Origin of the sequence: Tanticharoenia sakaeratensis NBRC 103193, from assembly GCF_000963885.1 — a bacterium.
In the GTDB taxonomy this organism is placed as follows: domain Bacteria; phylum Pseudomonadota; class Alphaproteobacteria; order Acetobacterales; family Acetobacteraceae; genus Tanticharoenia; species Tanticharoenia sakaeratensis.
Map to the genome: position 1 here is coordinate 74,663 of NZ_BALE01000002.1, position 18,268 is coordinate 92,930.

Below are 18,268 nucleotides of genomic sequence, written 5' to 3' on the forward strand. Positions count from 1 at the left end.
GTCGCCTTGATTACTGGATCCCGGATTCAGTCCACGAGATGCAGGTGCCGACGCAGGCCGACGCCGATTGCGGGTCCGTCCTTCAGACCATGCTGATAGGCGATGTCGAACCGGCATGCAGCCGCCTCCCAGACGCCGACATCCGCATCATCCGGCAATGCCACGCTGGTCACGCCACAGCGCAGCAGAAAGCCATACTGGTCGGGCAGGATGTGTCCCTCGGCGCGAATGATGCCGGAAAATCCAAGGTATTCGCGTAAGGCACGCGCCTGCGTGAAAGCGCGGCCGTCGCGAAAGATCGGAAATGTCACGGCTACCAGCGGAAGATCGGCAAGCCAGGGCTTCAGGACCGCAGGATCCTGATCCGGCTGCAGCCGCACGCCCACCGGCTGATTGCGCTTCTGCGCACTCGCTGCCGCATACTCCTCGACGGCCACAATGGCCGGCGCGTCGGCCCAGGGGCCCTCGGCCTGCTCCGGCGTGATCCAGCTGTCTGTCACGACAGCGCCGTTTTCAAGCAGCTTCATAAGCGGCCTCCTTGAACGGCGCATCGCCGATTCGGTCCAGCGTATCGAGAAAGCTCTCGCCCTGGACACGCTTTTCCAGATAGGTGTCGATCAGCCGCGCGATGGCATCCACCGTCTCGTCCTCACGCAATGCCGGGCCGAGGATATGGCCGATCGCCGCCTTTTCGTCCGCGCGACCACCGAGCGTGATCTGGAAATATTCGACGCCCCGCTTGTCCACGCCGAGCAGGCCGATATGCCCGGCATGATGGTGACCGCAGGCATTGATGCAGCCGGAAATATTGATCTGTACCCGGCCGATTTCCGCCTGCAGCCGCATGTCCGCGAACCGTGCGCCCAGCTTCTGCGCGATCGGAATGGAGCGTGCGTTCGCGAGTGCGCAGTAATCGAGCCCGGGGCACGCCACAATATCGCCGATCAGGCCGATATTCGGCGTTGCAAGCCCCACATCCGACAGGGCGAGCCACAGCGCGCGCAGTTCGTCCTGACGGACATGGCCGAAGACCACGTTCTGCAAATGCGTGACACGCACTTCGCCAAACGAGAACCGCTCGGCCAGGTCGGCGATCGCATCGAGCTGCCGATCAGTCGCATCGCCTGGAATGCCGCCCGCGGGCTTCAGCGAAATGACGGCGCTGATCCGGCCAGGCACACGGTGCGGATGCGTATTGGCACGCACCCAGGCATCGAACAGCGGATCGTCCGCCCGATCACGTGCGAGCTTTGCCGCGGCATCGTCGGGCGCTGCAAGATCCGGGGTTGCGAACCGCGCCCGGATCGCGGCCACCGTCTCGGGGGAAAGGTGATAGGTGGCGCGATCCATCTGCGCCAGCTCGGCCTCGACCGCCTCGCGATAGGCGTCGATCCCCAGCGCCTGCACGAGGATCTTGATGCGCGCCTTGTAGATGTTGTCGCGCCGGCCGTGGGCGTTGTAGACGCGCACGATCGCTTCCAGCGTCGCCAGCAGGTCGGCTTCGGGGACGGCATCGAACAGCTTCTGTCCCACGACCGGCGTCCGGCCCATGCCGCCGCCCACGAAGATCTCGAACACCGGGCCATCGGCGCCGGGCTTGGCGAGGATGCCGATGTCGTGGAACCGGGCCGCGACCCGGTCCTGCGGGCTGCCGGAAATCGCGATCTTGAACTTGCGCGGCAGGAACGTGAATTCCGGATGCAGCGTCGACCACTGGCGCAGGATTTCCGCATGAACGCGCGGATCGCACTGTTCGTCGGCGGCAGCCCCTGCGAACTCGTCCGACGTCACGTTGCGGATGCAGTTCCCGGAGGTCTGGATCGCATGCATGTCGACCGAGGCCAGCTTGCGCAGGATGTCGGGCGTGTCTTCCAGGCGGATCCAGTTGAACTGGATGTTCTGCCGGGTTGTGAAATGGCCATAGCCACGATCGTAGTCGCGCGCGATCTCGGCCAGCATCCGGACCTGCCGGGCATCGAGGATGCCATAAGGCACGGCGATCCGCAGCATGTAGGCATGAAGCTGGAGATACAGGCCGTTCATCAGGCGCAGCGGCTTGAACTCGTCCTCGGTCAGGCTGCCGTCGATGCGGCGGCGCACCTGATCGGCGAATTCGTCGATCCGTTCGGCGAGAAAGCGCCGGTCCACCGAATCATACGCATAATGGCCGACGGGTCGGGTCTCAGACATGATGATCGCCTTTCGCAAGGGTCGCGAATGCGGGATGGGTGCTGGGGCCGAATGCCCGGATACGCTCGCGCACCGTGACGGGCCGACCATCCTCCCCGATCTGGACGCCATAGACACCGACCACACCATCCGCCTGCGCATGCGCCCGTGCCTTCGCGATCGCATCCTCCACATCGGTATTCGAGACGATGTCGGCCGCGTCGATCACATCCGTCCAACCCGCATCGGTCCGCCAGACGATACGTCCGTCCAGCAGTCGGTTGGCAGTCAGGACGGATCTGCCGTCTGCGTCGCGTCGGTCACTTCTGTCGGCCATGAAGGGCGGTCGCTCCGTCGTCCTTTTTTGTCAGGGGGAGTTGATGTAATACGGCGCTGCCTGCGTAACAAGGCGCAAATCACGAAATTAGATCGTGTTAATCGATTTTCCCGAACGAAACAGATGACCGCGCCCGAGATCGAGCGCCGCCCCCGTAACGGGAACCCTGTCCGCAACATGAACCGGGACATGAACCGTCACGGCATCTCCCACCCTGTAACGCGCGAAGCCGCCATGCGTCGCCAGGGGCGTGAGCACGGCCGGGCCGGTCACGAGGTCGATATCGTGCGGGCGGATCATGAGCGTCGCCGGGCCATCGCTGACGTTGACCGCGACCGGCAGTGCGAACGCAGGCTCCGGCTCGAACACACCGCCGCGCACGGCACCTTCTATCCGCACGGTATCGCCAAGGAAATCCATGACGAAGGACGTGGCAGGCCGCGCTTCCAGCAGATCGGGCGCGCCCGCCTGAACCAGCTGCCCGTCCGCCATTACCGCCAGACGATCCGCAATTTCCAGGGCTTCCTGCTGGTCATGGGTCACGAGAATCGTCGTCAGGCCCAGCTTGTCGTGCAGATCGCGCAGCCAGGTGCGGATGCTCTTGCGCACCATTGGATCCAGCGCGCCGAACGGCTCGTCCAGCAGCAGGACCGGCGGTCGCGTCGCCAGTGCCCGGGCCAGGGCCACGCGCTGACGCTGGCCGCCCGACAGCTGCGCCGGAAAGTCGCGCCCCCGACCGGGAAGCTGCATCAGGTCCAGCAGTTCGTCGACGCGCGATGCAATCTCACTGCGTGACGGTCGAAGGCTCCGAGGCAGGACACGCAGGCCGAACGCAATATTGGCGGCAACCGACAGATGCCCGAACAGCGCATAGTTCTGAAAGACGAAGCCCAAGCCCCGCGCACGCGCCGGCAGCGCACTCATGTCGCGTCCGTCGATCTCGACCGTGCCGCCCGACTGTGCGTCGAGCCCGGCGATCACGCGCAGCAGCGATGTCTTGCCGGCGCCGGACGGGCCGACGAGAGCCACGAACTCGCCCGTTTCGATTTCGAGCGAGACATCGTCGAGAATCAGGCCGCCTGCCGCATTGCGGCGGCTGATGGCATCCAGACGCACGCTCATGCCAGTCCATCCTCGATCGGCCTGCGGCCGCCTGCCAGGCCGCGAAGAGCAACGATCAGGATCGCGAACAGGGCCAGCAGGGCCGCCATGCTGAACGCGGCGACGCTCTGATAGCCGTTATACAAAGTCTCGATATGCAGCGGCATGGTCTCCGTCAGCCCCGGAATATGGCCGGAGACGACCGACACCGCCCCGAATTCACCCAACGCACGCGCCGTCGTCAACAGGACACCCGACGCCAGCGCCGATGCGGCACCCGGCAGCGTGACGCGCCACAGGGTGGACCACATCCCCGCCCCCAGCACGCTCGCGGCTTCCTCCGCCTGCGCGCCCTGGGCCTCCAGAAGCGGGGTGAGCGTGCGGGTGACATACGGGAAGGTCACGAACAGTGTCGCCAGCAGAATGCCCGGCGGCGCGAAGACGATATCGACATGCCAGCGGGCAAGTGTCGGTCCGAACCAGCCCTGCAGGCCGAACAGAAGCACCCAGGCAAGACCCGCCACGACCGGCGAGATGCTGAGCGGCAGTTCGATCATGGCCAGCAGGACGCCGCGCCCGGAGAAGCGGTATTTCGTCACGAGCCACGCCGCGAGAATGCCAAACGCCGTGTTGATCGCGACCGCCAGGACCGTCATCACGAGTGTCAGGCGGATGGCCGACCAGGCGTCCGGATCGGAAAAGCTCGCCAGTGCCGCGGCCCCGCCGTGACGCAAGGCCTCGGCAAATACGAGGACGACCGGCGCAACGAGCAGCCCGAGCGCCAGCACCCAGGCCAGCACGGCGACGACGGCACGGCTCACGCCGTCCTTTGTATTCAGGGAGCCTTTGCCGGCCGCGGCATCCACCCGGCTCATGCCGCGATCCAGTGATGAAACCGTCGCCGCAGCGCACCGAGGGCGAGCAGGATCACAAGCGACGCCAGCAGCAGGATCAACCCGACGGCGGCACCGCCGGCGTAATCGAATTCCTGCAGGCGAATGACCACCAGAAGCGGTGCGATCTCGCTGCGGAACGGCTGATTGCCTGCGATGAAAATGACCGACCCGTATTCGCCCACGGCACGCGCGAACGCGAGGCCGAAAGCGGTCAGGCCAGCCGGCAGCAGCGGCGGCAGGACGACGCGCCACAGCGTCTGCGACCGGCTCGCACCCAGCGTCTGCGCGGCTTCCTCAAGCTCCACGGGCGCATTGGCAAGAACCGGGGCGATTGACCGGACCACGAACGGAATACCCACGAACATCAGGGCGACCACAATCCCCGCAGGTGCGAAGGCCACCTTGAGGCCCAGATGCGCCAGAGGCGCTCCGAACCAGCCGCGCGGGCCATAGAGCGTTGCAAGCGTGATACCGCTGACCGATGTGGGAAGGGCGAGCGGCAGTTCCACGAGGGCGTCCATCAGGCGATGGCCCGGCACCTTCGCGCGGACCACGGCCCATGCCAGCAGCAGGCCGAGCGGCAGGTCGATCGCCGCCGCAACGAATGCGCTGCCGAAGCTGACCCGCAGGGCCGCGAGCAGGCGCGGATCGAACAGCGCATGCATGAACGGATGCAGCCCGCCCGCGAACGGGCGGGCGATCAGCGCCGCAAGCGGAAAGGCGACGATCAGACCGAGCCAGACGAGCGTGGACGCCAGCGCCAGCCGGAAGCCCGGCAGGTGCCCGGCTGCCGTCCGAGAGACCATGGCCGTCAATGAGGCGTGTAGATCTGGTCGAAAACACCGCCATCGGCGAAGAACTTCGCCTGGGCTGCGGACCATCCGCCGAAGCTCGAAATGTCGAACGTGTCGATCGGCGGCAGGACATCAGCGTGCCGCGCGGCGACGGCCTGATCGCTGGGGCGGAAATAATGCTTAGCCCCGATTTCCTGGGCCGCCGGCGTGTAGAGGAAACGCACGAACCCTTCGGCCTGCGCCTGCGTGCCGTGCGCCTGCACATTGCGATCCACCACCGCGACCGGTGGTTCAGCCAGAACGCTGATCGACGGGCGCACCAGATCGAAGGCGCCGTTGCCGATATCGCGCACGGCGAGCAGCGCCTCGTCTTCCCAGGCAACCAGCACGTCGCCCATGCCGCGCTGCACGAAGCTGTTGGTCGCACCGCGCGCACCGGTATCGAGCACGGGCACGCGCGCGAACAGCGCCTTCATATAGTCCTGAGCGCTTTGCGCACTTGCACCGGGCTGGCGCGCGGCCCATCCCCAGGCTGCCAGGAAATTCCATCGCGCGCCGCCGGACGTCTTCGGGTTCGGTGTGACGACCGACACGTCGGACCGGATGAGATCGCCCCAGTCATGGATCTTCTTCGGATTTCCGTGGCGCACGAGGAACACGATCGTGCTGGAAAACGGCGTCGACTGATGCGGCAGACGCAGCTGCCAGTCGTGTGCCAGCAACCCATGGGCCGCCAGCATGTCGATATCGTAGCCGAGGCCCAGCGTCACGACGTCCGCCGGTGCACCGTCCAGCACGGAACGCGCCTGCGCGCCCGAGCCGCCATTGGATGTGCGGACCATGACGACCTCGCCGCCATGAGCGCGCGCCCAGTCCGCCATGAAGGCCCGGTCTATTTCCGCGTACAGCTCACGTGTCGGATCATAGGACACGTTGAGCAGCATGGTCGCGGCCTGCGCCGGGGTCGGCCGGGCCAGAAGCCCGGCAGCGCCCAGTGCCAGACCGCCGGCGAGCGCGCCGCGCCGCCCGATATCAACCGGCATCGCGCACCCGCACTTTCTGCTCGATGAAGTCGGCGAGCTGTGCTGCTGCCACCTCGACACTGACATCGGCGGTCGAGATCGACAGCGCCGGAGCCGTCGGCGCGTCATACGGCGCATCGATCCCGGTGAAGTCGCGGATCTTCCCGACCCGGGCCTGCGCATACAGGCCCTTCGGATCGCGCGCCTCGCATGTCGCAAGATCGGTCGCGACATGGATTTCCGCAAATCCCTCGCCCACGATCCGGCCGACTTCCGCCCGCTCGGCAGCGGATGGCGAGACTAGAGCCGCAATCACGACCTGCCCCGAATCGCTGAGGATCTTCGAGACATGCGCCGCGCGCCGCATGTTTTCGGCCCGTGCTTCAGCCGAGAATCCGAGGTCCGCACACAGACCGGCCCGCAACGTATCGCCGTCCAGTACCACGGCATCGATCCCGCGCGAGAACAGGATCGTCTCGGCGGCACGCGCGATCGTGCTCTTGCCGGACCCCGGAAGGCCGGTCATCCAGAAGACGCCCGCTTCATGGCCGCGTGCCCGCGCCCGGTCGGACGCCTCGATCCGGCTTGCCGTCGGGTGGATCGAACGCTCGCCCGGCGCCAGCTCCGCCGGCCCGATCAGGGGCGCACCGCCCACGATCCGCTGCAGGCGATCGACCAGCACGCCGCGCCCGTCGCTCGAACCCGGCGAGAACGGATCGAACAGGATGGCTTCCGACGCCGCCAGCGTGATCTCGGCGATGCCTTCCGGCGGCACCTCCTGTGCGGGACGCTCGGTCAGGTCGTCCATGTCGACCACGGCGTCGATGGAGGCGACGGTGACCTGATGCTCGGCGGTTGCCAGACGCAGGGTGAAGCTCTCGCCCACACGCAGCGGCTCCTGGCGCAGCCAGAACAGACGCGTGCGGATACGCGCGGCCCGCAAGGGGGGCGCATCAGGCGTATGCAGCAGATCGCCACGGTCGGGAATGACATCGGGTTCGAGACGCAGCGCCGTGGACTGGCCTGCAATGGCCGCAGCCTGCACCGGCGCATGCCAGGCCCCGATTTCAGCCACCCGCGCCATCGTGCGATGCGCGCCGATGACAACCGTGTCGCCGACCTTGATCTGGCCACGCTCCACGCGTCCCGCCACGAAGCGTACGTCGTCGAAGCGATAGACGTCCTGCACCGGCATGCGGAATGCGAGATTGGATCGCGAGGACGGTGCCGGCACATCGGCCAGCGCCTCGGTCAGTGTCGGGCCGCGATACCAGGGCATGTTGGGCGAACGCTCGGCGATATTGTCGCCCTCGCGCGCAGACGCCGGCACCACGGCATCGACCGGAATTTCGAGCTGGCCCAGCAGCGCGCGCACCGAAGCCTCGGCCGCCGCGACCTTCTCCTGATCGTAGCCGAGCAGATCGACCTTGTTCATCAGCACGATCACGTGGCTGATCCCGATCAGGCGCAGCAGCATCGCATGACGCCGCGTCTGTTCCTGCGCGCCCTCGAGCGCATCGACCACCAGAACGGCGGCCTCCGCGTCGGCAGCGCCCGTGATCATGTTGCGCAGGAACTGGCGATGGCCCGGCGCATCGACGATGACGAACTCGCGGCCGTCCATGCGGAACGGAATACGCGTCGAATCGACGGTCACGCCCTGATCGCGCTCGATCTGCAGACTGTCGAGCAGGAAGCTCCATTCGACCGCGAGCCCGCGCTTGCGGCTGCTCTCCACGATCTGCGCGAGCTTGCCGTCCTGAAGGCTCCCGGTGTCATGCAGGAGGCGGCCGATCAGGGTCGACTTGCCATGGTCCACATGCCCCACGATCACGATCGGGGTTGCGGCGTCACGCAGGCGCAGGGCATTCGCCTGAGGGGCCGGCGCGGAGTGAGGCGCGTTCATGTCCATGGTTCAGAGATATCCTGCTACGCGCAGACGCTCGAACGCGTCTTCAGATTCGTGGTCCATCGCGCGACCCGCACGCTCGGACGTGTTGCTGCCTTCGAGTTCGGCGATGACTTCCGCCACGGTGGAGGCATTGCTCTCGACCGGGTTTGTGATGTCCTGATCACCGAGCGAGCGGTAGCGCTTGCCGTTCTTCGCGAAATAGAGATCGACCAGCGGGATGTTCTCGCGCTCGATATAGCGCCAGATATCGATCTCGCGCCATGCCAGCAGCGGATGGACGCGAATGTGCATCCCTTCCTCATGCGGCGTTGCGTACTGGTCCCAGAACTCGGGCGGCTGGTTGCGCACGTCCCATTTATGGGACGCGCCGCGCGGGCTGAACACGCGTTCCTTGGCGCGCGTGGCCTGCTCGTCACGCCGAATGCCGGCAATCACGCCCTTGAAGCGATGCTTCTCGATCAGGTTCGCAAGCCCCGCCGTCTTGCGTGCGGCCGAACGCGCGGCCGGCGGCAGGGAAGGATCGATCTCCTCGACCGGCGGGCAGTAGCCGAGCAGCAGGTCGAGGTTCCAGCGCTTCGTGTATTCGTCACGGAACGCATACATCTCGGGGAATTTCTTCTCCGTATCGACGTGCATGACCGGAAACGGCACACGGCCGAGGAACGCCTTGCGCGCCAGCCAGACCATGACATTGCTGTCCTTGCCCAGCGACCAGAGCATCGCGAGCGGCTTCAGCTTCCGATAGGCCTCGCGCAGGATGAAGATGCTCTGCGCCTCGAGTTGGTCGAGATCATCCATCGGGCGGGTGGAGACGGACGACGGCAAGGGCGCTTCCGTGAGAAGGTCTGCGGTCATGAGAGGGATCCTTCCGGAACGGTTGAGCGATGGTCGAGGTCGGACATGACGGGGTTCAGGCGGGCTGGTGAATGCCGCATTCGGTCTTCTCCTGCCCGGCCCAGCGTCCGGCACGTGGGTCTTCCCCCTCCGCCGTGGCACGCGTGCAGGGCGCGCAGCCAATCGACAGGTAGCCGCGCGCTGTCAGCGGATGACGCGGCAGGTCACGCCGTGCCATTTCAGCGTCGATCTCCCGTGGCGTCCAGTTGGCGAGCGGGTTCAGTTTCACTTTGCCACCTTTCTCCCATTCGACGAGCGGCATCGCGGCGCGCGTGGCCGCCTGGGCCCGCTTGCGTCCGGTGATCCACGCATCAAAGGGAACCACGACACGATCGAGCGGCTCCACCTTGCGCAGCGCGCAGCAGGCGTCGGTATCGAACGCCCAGAGCTGCCCTTGCGGATCGCGCGCCTGAAGGGCTGCGGGATCGGGCGTGATGGAGCGGACATCCCGCAGACCCAGACGCGCCACCAGCGTATCGCGATAGGCAAGCGTCTCGGGGAAATGCTTGCCGGTCTCGAGAAAGAGGACGGGAACGTCGCGGTCGATATCCGCCGCGTGCGCCAGAAGCAGCGCCGATTCCGCGCCGAACGACGAAACCACGGCGAGACGCCCGCGCAGGGACGCGATCGCCCCTTCCAGAAGGGCGCTCGACGGAAGCGCTGCCAGACGCGCGTATTCAGTGTCCGAGATACTCATGGCAGAGTGCGTATCCTAAGGCCCGACAAATGTGCACAGGGTCGGGTGTGTATCAGCGCGTAACCGCGCCCTCAACAGCAATTCGACAGATATGCTAGCGACTGTGCGCATATAAGCCATACCATCACGACGAACCGTCATTCATCAGAGACCGCCGCCCATGACCGAACCGCGCTACCTGCCTGTTGCCTTACGCCTCGATGGCGCGTCGGTTCTCGTCATAGGTGGCGGCAACGTCGCCGCGAACAAGATCCGCCTGCTGCTTCCCCGTTCCGCGAATATCACGGTACTTTCGCCTGATCTCGCGCCGGAGATCGTGCAATGGCTCGAGCAGGGCAGACTCTCCCATCTGGCGCAGGCAGCGGAAACAGAAACACTCTCGACCCTGATCCCCAGAATGCGGCTGGTATTCGCGGCAACGGACGACGAAAGCGTCAACCGGCTCGCGGCACGCATTGCCCGAGACAGCAATGTCCCGGTCTGCGCGGTGGACGACCCCGAGCCTTCGACATTCATCACGCCGGCGATCGTCGATCGCCATCCCGTCCAGATCGCCATCTCGACCGGCGGGGCAGCTCCCGTCCTGGCACGGCGCCTGCGCACGCAGATCGAGACCCTCGTACCGGAAGCGACCGGAGCCCTCGCCCGGTTTATGCAATCCCGCAGGCCCTGGATGCGTCGGACCGCACCGGATGGCCCGGCACGCCGACGCGCGTGGGAAGATTTCGTGGATGGTCCGGGCGCCGAAGCCGCCCTTCGTGGCGATGAAGCACAGGCCGACCAAGCGCTTGCCGCCGCAGTCCAGGGCGCGGCCCGACAGGGAGAAGTCTGGCTGGTCGGCGCGGGACCGGGCGATCCCGATCTGCTGACACTGGGGGCCCTACGCCTGATGCAGAACGCGGATTGCGTCCTGTATGACCAGCTCATTCCGGAGCCGATTCTGGAGCGTGTACGGCGCGATGCGGAGCGCGTGTTCGTCGGCAAGCGCATGAGCCATCACATCATGCCGCAAGGCGACATCAACGCCGAGATGATCCGGCGTGCCCGGATGGGGCAGCGCGTGCTGCGCCTGAAGGGCGGCGATCCGTTCGTCTTCGGCCGGGGCGGAGAAGAAATGGCGGCCCTGGCCGAAGCGGGGGTTACGGTCCGCGTCATGCCCGGCGTTACGGCGGCCAGCGGATGCGGAGCCTATGCCGGCATTCCCCTGACCCATCGCGACTGCGCCCAGGCATGTCTGCTGGTGACCGGCCATGCCCGCGCCGACGGCACGCTCGACCTGCCGTGGGACAGCATCGCGCGACGCGGCCAGACTGTCGTCTTCTATATGGGTCTCAGCAGTCTGCGCGAACTCTGCGCGGCCTTGATGGCCCACGGGCTACCCGGCAGCTGGCCGGCCGCCGTGGTCGAGCGCGGAACCCAGCCGGGCCAACAGGTCATCACCGGAACACTCCAGACCCTGCCCGACCATGCGGTACAGGCACGCAGCCCGGCGCTGATCATCGTGGGTGAGGTTGTCGAAAAACGGGTCGTCTTGTGATATTTGGTTTTTTTCGCCAACTCCCGGCCCGTAAAGTCATAAAGTGGTGTCATTTCCGAAATATTTGAAAGGCCGAAATTCTTCCGGAAGTTTTTCCCTTTCATTTGAATGGGATACGTCTGAAATCTGAATTTGGCACGACGCTTGCAATGTCTCCTGTGTCCACTTTCGACAGGAAACATTGCCATGACACGCTTCTTCTTCTGCACCGCCGCGATCATCATCGGCGCGACCCTTGCGGCCACTGTCCCGGCACGTGCCCAGTCCGTTCAGAACGACAGCGCCTCGCAGGTCGTCAGCCTGGCAGACCTCAACCTCGCAACGGCACAGGGTCAGACGGAAGCCCGAGCACGCCTGGGTCTCGCCGCCGAGCATATCTGCGCAAAGATTGGCGCGAATGACAGCGTCGACGATCGCCTCGCCTGCCAGCGTCAGGCCTTTCGGGATGCACGCCGCGAACTGACGCACAAGACCCTTGAGCAGCATGCCTACACGGAAGTCGCTTCCAACGCGCACTGAGGGTCGATCGAACACGCGACATCCCGGGCTGCCTTTCAAGATGTCGCGTTCGCCTTCCACCCCGCGTCAGGCTATGTCGTCCCGACAGGATGACCGAGTTGAGGAAGGCACGCGGCTGATGGGATCCGACACACGTATCGAACGCGACAGCATGGGCGAGATCGCGGTTCCGGCCGACAGGCTCTGGGGCGCACAGACGGAACGGTCGCTGCATCATTTCAGCATCGGGCGCGACCTCATGCCGCCCGAACTGATCGAGGCCTATGCCCTCATCAAGCATGCGAGCGCCGACGCCAATTGCACAGGCGGTCGGCTCGATCGCACGATTCGCGACATGATCGTCTCGGTCTGCGACGAACTGCGCGCAGGTCAGCATCGGGACATGTTCCCGCTTCATGTCTGGATGACCGGATCGGGCACCCAGTTCAACATGAACGTCAACGAAGTGATCTCGAATCGCGCCTGCCAGATGGCGGGAGAGCCTCTGGGCAGCAAGAAACCGGTTCATCCGAACGACCACGTCAACATGGCACAGTCCTCGAACGACACGTTCCCGGCAGCCATTCATATCGCCTGCACGCTGGAGGCGACCCGCGGCCTGATCCCGGCGCTGGAGGCATTGCGGGCCGCATTCGCCAGGAACGCCCATGACTGGCGTTCAATCGTGAAGATCGGCCGCACGCATCTGCAGGATGCCGTGCCGATGACGCTCGGTCAGGAAATGACCGGCTATGTCGGGATGCTCGACGACTCGATCGCACGCGTGAAACGTGCGGTCGAAGGCCTGTATCCGCTGGTTCTGGGAGGCACTGCGATCGGGACCGGCGTGAATGCGGCACCCGGGTTCGGGGCTCATGCCTGCGCCGAGATTGCACGCGTAACGGGCGTGCCGTTTACCGAGTCTGCGAACAAGATCGCGCATCAGGGCAGCCATGATGCGCTTGTGGACTGTTCGGGCGCGCTGCGTCTGGTGGCCGTCGGTCTCTACAAGATCGCGAACGACCTGCGGCTGCTTGCCTGCGGACCGCGCGCGGGAATCGGCGAGTTGAAGCTGCCGCAGAACGAGCCCGGCTCGTCCATCATGCCGGGCAAGGTCAATCCGACGCAGGCCGAGGCACTGGCGATGATCGCGGTTCAGGTCATGGGAAATGACGTGGCAGCGACGTTCGGCGGGGCATCCGGCATGCTGGAGATGAACGTCTACAAACCGTTGCTGGCGTTCAACATCATCAACTCCCTCATCCTGCTTCGCGACGGCGCGACCAATTTCCGTCGATTCCTCGTCGAGGGCATGGAGCCGGACCGCGCCCGGATCGAGAACATGGTTTCGCGCTCTCTCATGCTGGTCACGGCGCTCAGCCCTGAAATCGGTTACGACGCCGCCTCCCGCGTCGCACACCATGCCGAAGAGCATGGGCTCGATGCCCGCACGGCCGCGATCGACCTCGGCGTGGTGGACGGAGAGACGTTCGATCGCCTGGTCAATCCGCTTGCCATGACCGGCGCGCAAACCGACGGCAGCGCGTAAGGCCGCACGCCGCCGGACACGCGGGACGCCAGATCAAGCAGCCGTGATGAAGTCGGAGACGCCGGAGAAGAGCTCCAGACGGTCAAGGCAACACCGCATTCCGGCGGACATCGCCGTCAGCCTGCTGGCTGCCTACCCTGATGACTGAATAGAACTATCGCCTGCCTGTTGCGAACAGATATCAGGAAACGTCATGAGATCCGGCAATATCGACGGAAAAACGACCTGCAGTCTCGGTGCGCGGCACCATATCGGAGGTGGCGCATCTGTCAAAATGCGTGACAGCGCGCGTTCTGTTGGGCACGCAGCCTGCGTCTCCTTCGAGGGCCGGGATTTTGACTGCCCCGGCGCGCGCCTTGACCCTGCGCCGTTTCCTGGAAGTGTTTGACAGCACTCCCGAGTAGTCCATATCATGAACCTGGCCCATGTGGTCTAACTGACGAGGGTCACTGTTGCCGGGTGCTCCGGCGGTCCCTATGTCCCGCTTCGAGATCATACGTCACTGGACGCCGCCGATGTCCTAGGAAGCGTCGGCGGTCACGCTGTCGCATGTTGCGGCGGCCCGCCCGTGACCCAGATCCTCCGGCCGCGATCAGGAGAGTGTCAGCATGTTCGTCTACCGCTATCGCACCCTGTCCCGCGGGTGATGTGAATTTGCTTCGCAGCTCTGCCCCGGCCGCGCTCGGCGTCGAAACCGTTGCGCTTACCGATTGTGATCGCGAGCCGATCCACCGTCCTGATGCCATCCAGCCTTATGGCCTGCTACTGATTGCCGATGCACGCACGTTGCGCGTAGTGGCCGGCGCCGGCGACATCGAGGGACGTCTCTGTGAGACATGGCAGGGCATGCCTCTCGACACGCTGCTCGGCATCCCGGCCGAACGGCTGCGGCCAACGGACGCCCCGTTCGGCAAAACGAGCATGATCTCGGACATCCCGTACGTGAAAGGGATTGCCGAACAGTTCAATGTCATGAGCCGCGTGCAGGGCGAGAACATCCTCGTCGAGCTGGAGCCGCCTGCGCCGCTTGGGGTGTCGCCGCTTTCGATCCTGACGGAAATCGATCGTCTCGCTGAACAGTTCGAGCTCAGTCCCGACGTGACCGCGTTGTGCGGGCAGGCTGCCGAGGCATTCCGGCGCCTGACCGGCTTCGACCGCGTCATGATCTATCGCTTCCTGGAGGATGGAAGCGGCGAGGTTCTGGCGGAAGACCGCTCCGATCAGCTGGGCTCGCTGCTGAACCACCGTTTTCCGGCCACTGACATCCCCGTGCAGGCCCGCGCGCTCTATGTGCGCAACCGCATCCGCACGATCCCGGACGTCAGCTACATTCCCGCCCCGATCCGCCCTGCAAATGCAGGCGTCGATGGTATCGACCTGAGCGACATCAGCCTGCGCAGCGTCTCGCCCGTCCACATGCAGTATATGCGCAACATGGGTGTCGCGGCGTCCGCGTCCGTCTCGATCGTGCTCGATGGGATGCTCTGGGGGCTTGTGGCCTGTCACCACGCAACGCCGCGCCTGCTCGGCAATGAGGCGCGGGCGGCGTGCAACACGCTGGCCGGCGTGATGTCGCGCCAGCTCCGGGCCAAGGAAGAGCTTGCGACCTATCAGGAGCGTCTGCGCCTGCGCAACGCGATGGACATGCTGCAGGCACGGACCGATCCCGATTTGTCGGTCCGGGATCTCATCCGCACGCTGACACCGGATCTGCGGGCGATGTTCCCGTCGCACGGATTTGCCGTGCTGCAGGGCGATGACATCCGCCGGGACGGCATCTGCCCCAGCCCCGAGGCGTTGGCCGCGCTCGGTCGGTGGATCGAGCAGCGCAACGATGCGGGCGTGTTCAGCAGCGCCAACCTGGCTTCCGTTTATCCGGAAGCGCGCGCCTTCAGGGAGAGCGGGTCAGGCGTTCTGGCCGTGAGCCTTCCGCTGCCCACGCCCATCCTGCTGCTCTGGCTCCGCGCGGAGGTCGTGGAAACGATCGAATGGGCGGGTAATCCGCACGCAAAGACGGACGCACCCAGCGGCGCGCCCCTGCAGCCACGGACCTCGTTCGAAACGTGGAGCGAAACGGTGCGCGGCCAGTCGGCCCGCTGGAACAATGAACAGCTTCAGACCGCACGACGGCTGCGACGCTCTCTCATGGAGACGCATCACACGGTGCAGCTGCGGGAGCTGAACCAGACGCTGAACGTGACCCTTACGGAGCGCGAGAAGCTTCTGAGACAGAAGGACTTCCTGATCCGCGAAGTGAACCATCGCGTCCAGAACAGTCTGCAGCTCGTGGCGTCCTTCCTCAAGCTGCAATCCAGAAGCACGAAGAACGACGAGACCAACACGTCGCTTGCCGAAGCACAGCGCCGGATCGCGGCCATCGGCCTCGTGCATCGCAGGCTGTACCGCGACGAGACGTTCGGCGTGATCGATCTTTCGCGCTATCTCGAGGAGCTCTGCCTGGAGCTGTGCTCGTCGATCGGCGAGGACTGGACACGACAGCTGACGCTGTCCCTGACGCCGGCGCTCATTTCCGCCGATCGCGCGATCAATATCGGCCTCGTGGTGACGGAACTCGTCATCAACACGAGCAAATACGCCTATGACGGCGCGCCGGGGCCGCTCAGCATCGCGCTGACGCTGCATGATGATCGTCTGGCCGTCTCTGTCTCGGACAGGGGCCAGCATGACGCTGATCCGCAGAGCAGCGGCTTCGGTCTGCGGATGATGAATGCCGTCGTCTCCAGCCTGTCCGGCGTCCTGAAATACGACCGCCTCAATCCCGGTCTGCGCGCCGTGGTTTCGCTGCCGATCGAGGCGCTCCCGAACGGGATGGAAACGGGTCTGCCGCATTGATGAAGATGAAGGCCCCGCGCAAAGCGGGGCGGACGTGGCCCGCGCTGATCCTGGCCACGGCCGTGGCCTGCCCGGGCGTCGCAGGCGCCGCCGCAACAGGCTTCAATGATGTTGCGGTCTCGCCGGATGGCGAGATGATTGCGATCACGACGCATGACGCAGCCCTGGGCTATCGCGCGCCCACCACCGTGTCTCTCCGCCCGACGCACGGGGGCGCTGCCGTGACCGTGACCCTTCCCTGTCAGGGGCAGGACGGATGTCGCGCGCGGTCGCTGACCTGGTCGCCGGACGGGCGCACTCTGGTCTTCACCATCACCCATCCTCACAGCATGAGCGCCAGCCTCTATGCGACGGACCGGACCGGCGCCAAACCGACCGTAATTCTCGATTTTCCGGGTCTGCTGGCCGAACCCAGATTCGCGCCGGACGGACAGCTTGCCGTGCTCGCCACGGCCGCACCGCACAAGCTCGGCGGAGCCACGGAAGCCAGCGCCGTGCAGACCGGAGAGGTCGGCACCGTGATCGACGAGCAGCGGATTGCACTGGTCGATCACGGTGCGCTTCATTTCGTCTCGCCTGCGGACCTGTTCGTCTATGAATACGACTGGCGGCCGGATGGTCATGGCTTCGTCGCGACGGCCGCGAATGGTGACGGCGATGCCAATTGGTGGATCGCGAAACTCCATGTCATCGGGAGCGACGGCCATGATCGCATCATCTACACGCCGCCGGGCAATCGACAGATCGCTGATCCGCACGTCACTCCGGACGGTCACAGCGTCGCCTTCATCCAGGGGCTGATGAGCGATTTCGGCTCGACAGGCGGCGACGCCTACAGCCTGCCGCTCGACCAGCCCGGATCACCCCGCAATCTCACGCCCGGGATGCACGCCAGCGTCAGCGCCCTAATGACACACTGCGGCACAGGCCTGACAGGCCTTGTCCTGCAGGACGACCATGACGCGCTTGTCTCGCTCGACCGGCCGTCCGCCACTCCGCCGACATTGTGGCGTTCGCCCGGTGGCGCCGATGCCGCATCTGTTGGCGTGCTGTCGTGCAGCGGCAACCGGATCGCGTTGTCGACCAGCGGGTTCACCGGTGCTGCGCGTCTGACGACCGCGCAACTCGATCATGGACACCCCGGTCCCTTCTCCACAGTTATCGAGAGCGAGCCCGGACCGCAAATTCCACTGCACGTCCGGTCATTGCACTGGCACAGCGGGCCCTACACGGTGCAGGGCTGGCTTCTCGAACCGCAGGGCGGGAAACTGGGCGCGCGGCCGCTGATCGTGTCCGTGCATGGTGGGCCTTCGGCCGCCAACGAGCCCCATCCCGCCGATATCGGTCTGACGCATCAGATGCTTGCCGCCGGATACGATATCTTCCTGCCCAACCCGCGCGGGTCGTTCGGACAGGGAGAAGCCTTTGCCGCCGCGGTTCAGGGCGATCTGGCGCGGGGCCCCATGCGCGATATTCTCGCAGGCCTGGATACGGCCGCGCACGCCGCCGATCCGGCCCATCCGGTCGACGAGACCAAAATGGCGCTCGTGGGCTACTCCTACGGTGGCTACATGGCGATGTGGGCGCCGACCCAGACCAGCCGCTTCCGCGCGACGATCTCGGGCGGCGGCATTTCGGACTGGCTGTCGCTCGAAGGTGAGAACGGCATTCCGAACGCGAGCCGGGCCGTGTTCGGGTCCTATCTGCTGGACGATCCGAAGCCCTATCTCGATCAGTCGCCGATCCTGCACATGAAGTCGGTGCGCACGCCGGTCTTCGCGTTTGTGGGCGAGCGGGACGACGAGTGCCCGATGCAGCAGAGCCAGGAATATGCTCATGCGATGCATGTCATCGGCGTGCCGGTCGAATTCGTCGTCTATCCCGGCCAGGGCCATGGCTTGTCGCACGCCGATACCGAGGATTCGAACAGGCGCAGCATGGCGTGGCTCGCCCGATGGTTCGATCATCCCTACGTGCCTGCGCGCTGAGCTGGCCGGGCCAGGCTTGCT

The 18,268-nt window shown here is 65.4% G+C and carries 15 protein-coding genes; 5 read left to right on the forward strand and 10 right to left on the reverse strand.

Going from position 1 to position 18,268, the window contains the following annotated elements; translation table 11 throughout:
- Nucleotides 1-26 precede the first annotated feature (26 nt).
- From B8446_RS00520 to B8446_RS00565, 10 genes are all read right to left on the reverse strand, one after another.
- On the reverse strand, nt 27-527 hold the full coding sequence (locus B8446_RS00520) for a DUF934 domain-containing protein (protein WP_048846104.1): 501 nt from the start codon (nt 525-527) through the stop codon (nt 27-29).
- Nucleotides 514-2,190, reverse strand: a complete 1,677-nt coding sequence (locus tag B8446_RS00525; RefSeq protein ID WP_048846106.1) for a nitrite/sulfite reductase — start codon at nt 2,188-2,190, stop codon at nt 514-516. Before B8446_RS00525 ends, B8446_RS00520 begins: the two co-directional genes overlap by 14 nt.
- Nucleotides 2,183-2,506, reverse strand: coding sequence for a DUF2849 domain-containing protein (locus tag B8446_RS00530; RefSeq protein ID WP_048846108.1), 324 nt, complete (start codon nt 2,504-2,506; stop codon nt 2,183-2,185). The genes B8446_RS00525 and B8446_RS00530 overlap by 8 nt, the downstream gene beginning before the upstream one ends.
- A gap of 87 nt (nt 2,507-2,593) precedes the next feature.
- On the reverse strand, nt 2,594-3,628 hold the full coding sequence (locus B8446_RS00535) for a sulfate/molybdate ABC transporter ATP-binding protein (protein WP_048846110.1): 1,035 nt from the start codon (nt 3,626-3,628) through the stop codon (nt 2,594-2,596).
- On the reverse strand, nt 3,625-4,482 hold the full coding sequence (locus tag B8446_RS00540) for a sulfate ABC transporter permease (RefSeq protein WP_048846112.1): 858 nt from the start codon (nt 4,480-4,482) through the stop codon (nt 3,625-3,627). Before B8446_RS00540 ends, B8446_RS00535 begins: the two co-directional genes overlap by 4 nt.
- Nucleotides 4,479-5,309: a sulfate ABC transporter permease subunit CysT gene (gene cysT / locus B8446_RS00545; protein ID WP_048846114.1), complete on the reverse strand. Its 831-nt coding sequence runs from the start codon at nt 5,307-5,309 to the stop codon at nt 4,479-4,481. Before cysT ends, B8446_RS00540 begins: the two co-directional genes overlap by 4 nt.
- A 5-nt stretch (nt 5,310-5,314) precedes the next feature.
- On the reverse strand, nt 5,315-6,340 hold the full coding sequence (locus B8446_RS00550) for a sulfate ABC transporter substrate-binding protein (protein WP_048846116.1): 1,026 nt from the start codon (nt 6,338-6,340) through the stop codon (nt 5,315-5,317).
- The gene (gene cysC, locus B8446_RS00555) at nt 6,330-8,225 is read right to left on the reverse strand and encodes an adenylyl-sulfate kinase (RefSeq protein WP_148505776.1); all 1,896 of its coding nucleotides are present in this window, start codon (nt 8,223-8,225) and stop codon (nt 6,330-6,332) included. Before cysC ends, B8446_RS00550 begins: the two co-directional genes overlap by 11 nt.
- Nucleotides 8,226-8,234: 9 nt before the next feature.
- On the reverse strand, nt 8,235-9,029 hold the full coding sequence (gene cysD / locus B8446_RS00560) for a sulfate adenylyltransferase subunit CysD (protein WP_048846186.1): 795 nt from the start codon (nt 9,027-9,029) through the stop codon (nt 8,235-8,237).
- 112 nt (nt 9,030-9,141) lie between these two features.
- Nucleotides 9,142-9,822: a phosphoadenylyl-sulfate reductase gene (locus tag B8446_RS00565; protein WP_048846121.1), complete on the reverse strand. Its 681-nt coding sequence runs from the start codon at nt 9,820-9,822 to the stop codon at nt 9,142-9,144.
- Between the two features lie 160 nt (nt 9,823-9,982).
- Here B8446_RS00565 and cysG point away from each other — a divergent pair, with 160 nt between their 5' ends.
- The 5 genes from cysG (at nt 9,983) to B8446_RS00590 (ending at nt 18,247) form a co-directional block, all read left to right on the forward strand.
- Nucleotides 9,983-11,359, forward strand: coding sequence for a siroheme synthase CysG (cysG, locus tag B8446_RS00570; RefSeq protein ID WP_048846123.1), 1,377 nt, complete (start codon nt 9,983-9,985; stop codon nt 11,357-11,359).
- A gap of 186 nt (nt 11,360-11,545) precedes the next feature.
- Complete coding sequence (locus tag B8446_RS00575; protein WP_048846125.1) at nt 11,546-11,878, forward strand: UrcA family protein; 333 nt, start codon at nt 11,546-11,548, stop codon at nt 11,876-11,878.
- 118 nt (nt 11,879-11,996) lie between these two features.
- Entirely contained in the window at nt 11,997-13,406 is a 1,410-nt protein-coding gene (locus tag B8446_RS00580) for a class II fumarate hydratase (RefSeq protein WP_048846128.1), read from the forward strand.
- Nucleotides 13,407-14,060: 654 nt separating this feature from the next.
- Nucleotides 14,061-16,259 carry a histidine kinase dimerization/phosphoacceptor domain -containing protein gene (locus B8446_RS00585; RefSeq protein WP_241767561.1) on the forward strand — a complete coding sequence of 733 codons (2,199 nt, stop codon included), beginning with the start codon at nt 14,061-14,063 and terminating at the stop codon, nt 16,257-16,259.
- A 5-nt stretch (nt 16,260-16,264) separates the two neighbouring features.
- Nucleotides 16,265-18,247, forward strand: a complete 1,983-nt coding sequence (locus B8446_RS00590) for a S9 family peptidase (protein ID WP_158507503.1) — start codon at nt 16,265-16,267, stop codon at nt 18,245-18,247.
- Nucleotides 18,248-18,268: the final 21 nt, after the last annotated feature.

Bases quoted from the DNA above. Each gene is read 5' to 3' on its own strand.
- B8446_RS00520 (WP_048846104.1), bottom strand. From the start codon at position 527: ATGAAGCTGCTTGAAAACGGCGCTGTCGTGACAGACAGCTGGATCACG.
- B8446_RS00525 (WP_048846106.1), bottom strand. From the start codon at position 2,190: ATGTCTGAGACCCGACCCGTCGGCCATTATGCGTATGATTCGGTGGAC.
- B8446_RS00530 (WP_048846108.1), bottom strand. From the start codon at position 2,506: ATGGCCGACAGAAGTGACCGACGCGACGCAGACGGCAGATCCGTCCTG.
- B8446_RS00535 (WP_048846110.1), bottom strand. From the start codon at position 3,628: ATGAGCGTGCGTCTGGATGCCATCAGCCGCCGCAATGCGGCAGGCGGC.
- B8446_RS00540 (WP_048846112.1), bottom strand. From the start codon at position 4,482: ATGAGCCGGGTGGATGCCGCGGCCGGCAAAGGCTCCCTGAATACAAAG.
- cysT (WP_048846114.1), bottom strand. From the start codon at position 5,309: ATGGTCTCTCGGACGGCAGCCGGGCACCTGCCGGGCTTCCGGCTGGCG.
- B8446_RS00550 (WP_048846116.1), bottom strand. From the start codon at position 6,340: ATGCCGGTTGATATCGGGCGGCGCGGCGCGCTCGCCGGCGGTCTGGCA.
- cysC (WP_148505776.1), bottom strand. From the start codon at position 8,225: ATGAACGCGCCTCACTCCGCGCCGGCCCCTCAGGCGAATGCCCTGCGC.
- cysD (WP_048846186.1), bottom strand. From the start codon at position 9,029: ATGGATGATCTCGACCAACTCGAGGCGCAGAGCATCTTCATCCTGCGC.
- B8446_RS00565 (WP_048846121.1), bottom strand. From the start codon at position 9,822: ATGAGTATCTCGGACACTGAATACGCGCGTCTGGCAGCGCTTCCGTCG.
- cysG (WP_048846123.1), top strand. From the start codon at position 9,983: ATGACCGAACCGCGCTACCTGCCTGTTGCCTTACGCCTCGATGGCGCG.
- B8446_RS00575 (WP_048846125.1), top strand. From the start codon at position 11,546: ATGACACGCTTCTTCTTCTGCACCGCCGCGATCATCATCGGCGCGACC.
- B8446_RS00580 (WP_048846128.1), top strand. From the start codon at position 11,997: ATGGGATCCGACACACGTATCGAACGCGACAGCATGGGCGAGATCGCG.
- B8446_RS00590 (WP_158507503.1), top strand. From the start codon at position 16,265: ATGAAGGCCCCGCGCAAAGCGGGGCGGACGTGGCCCGCGCTGATCCTG.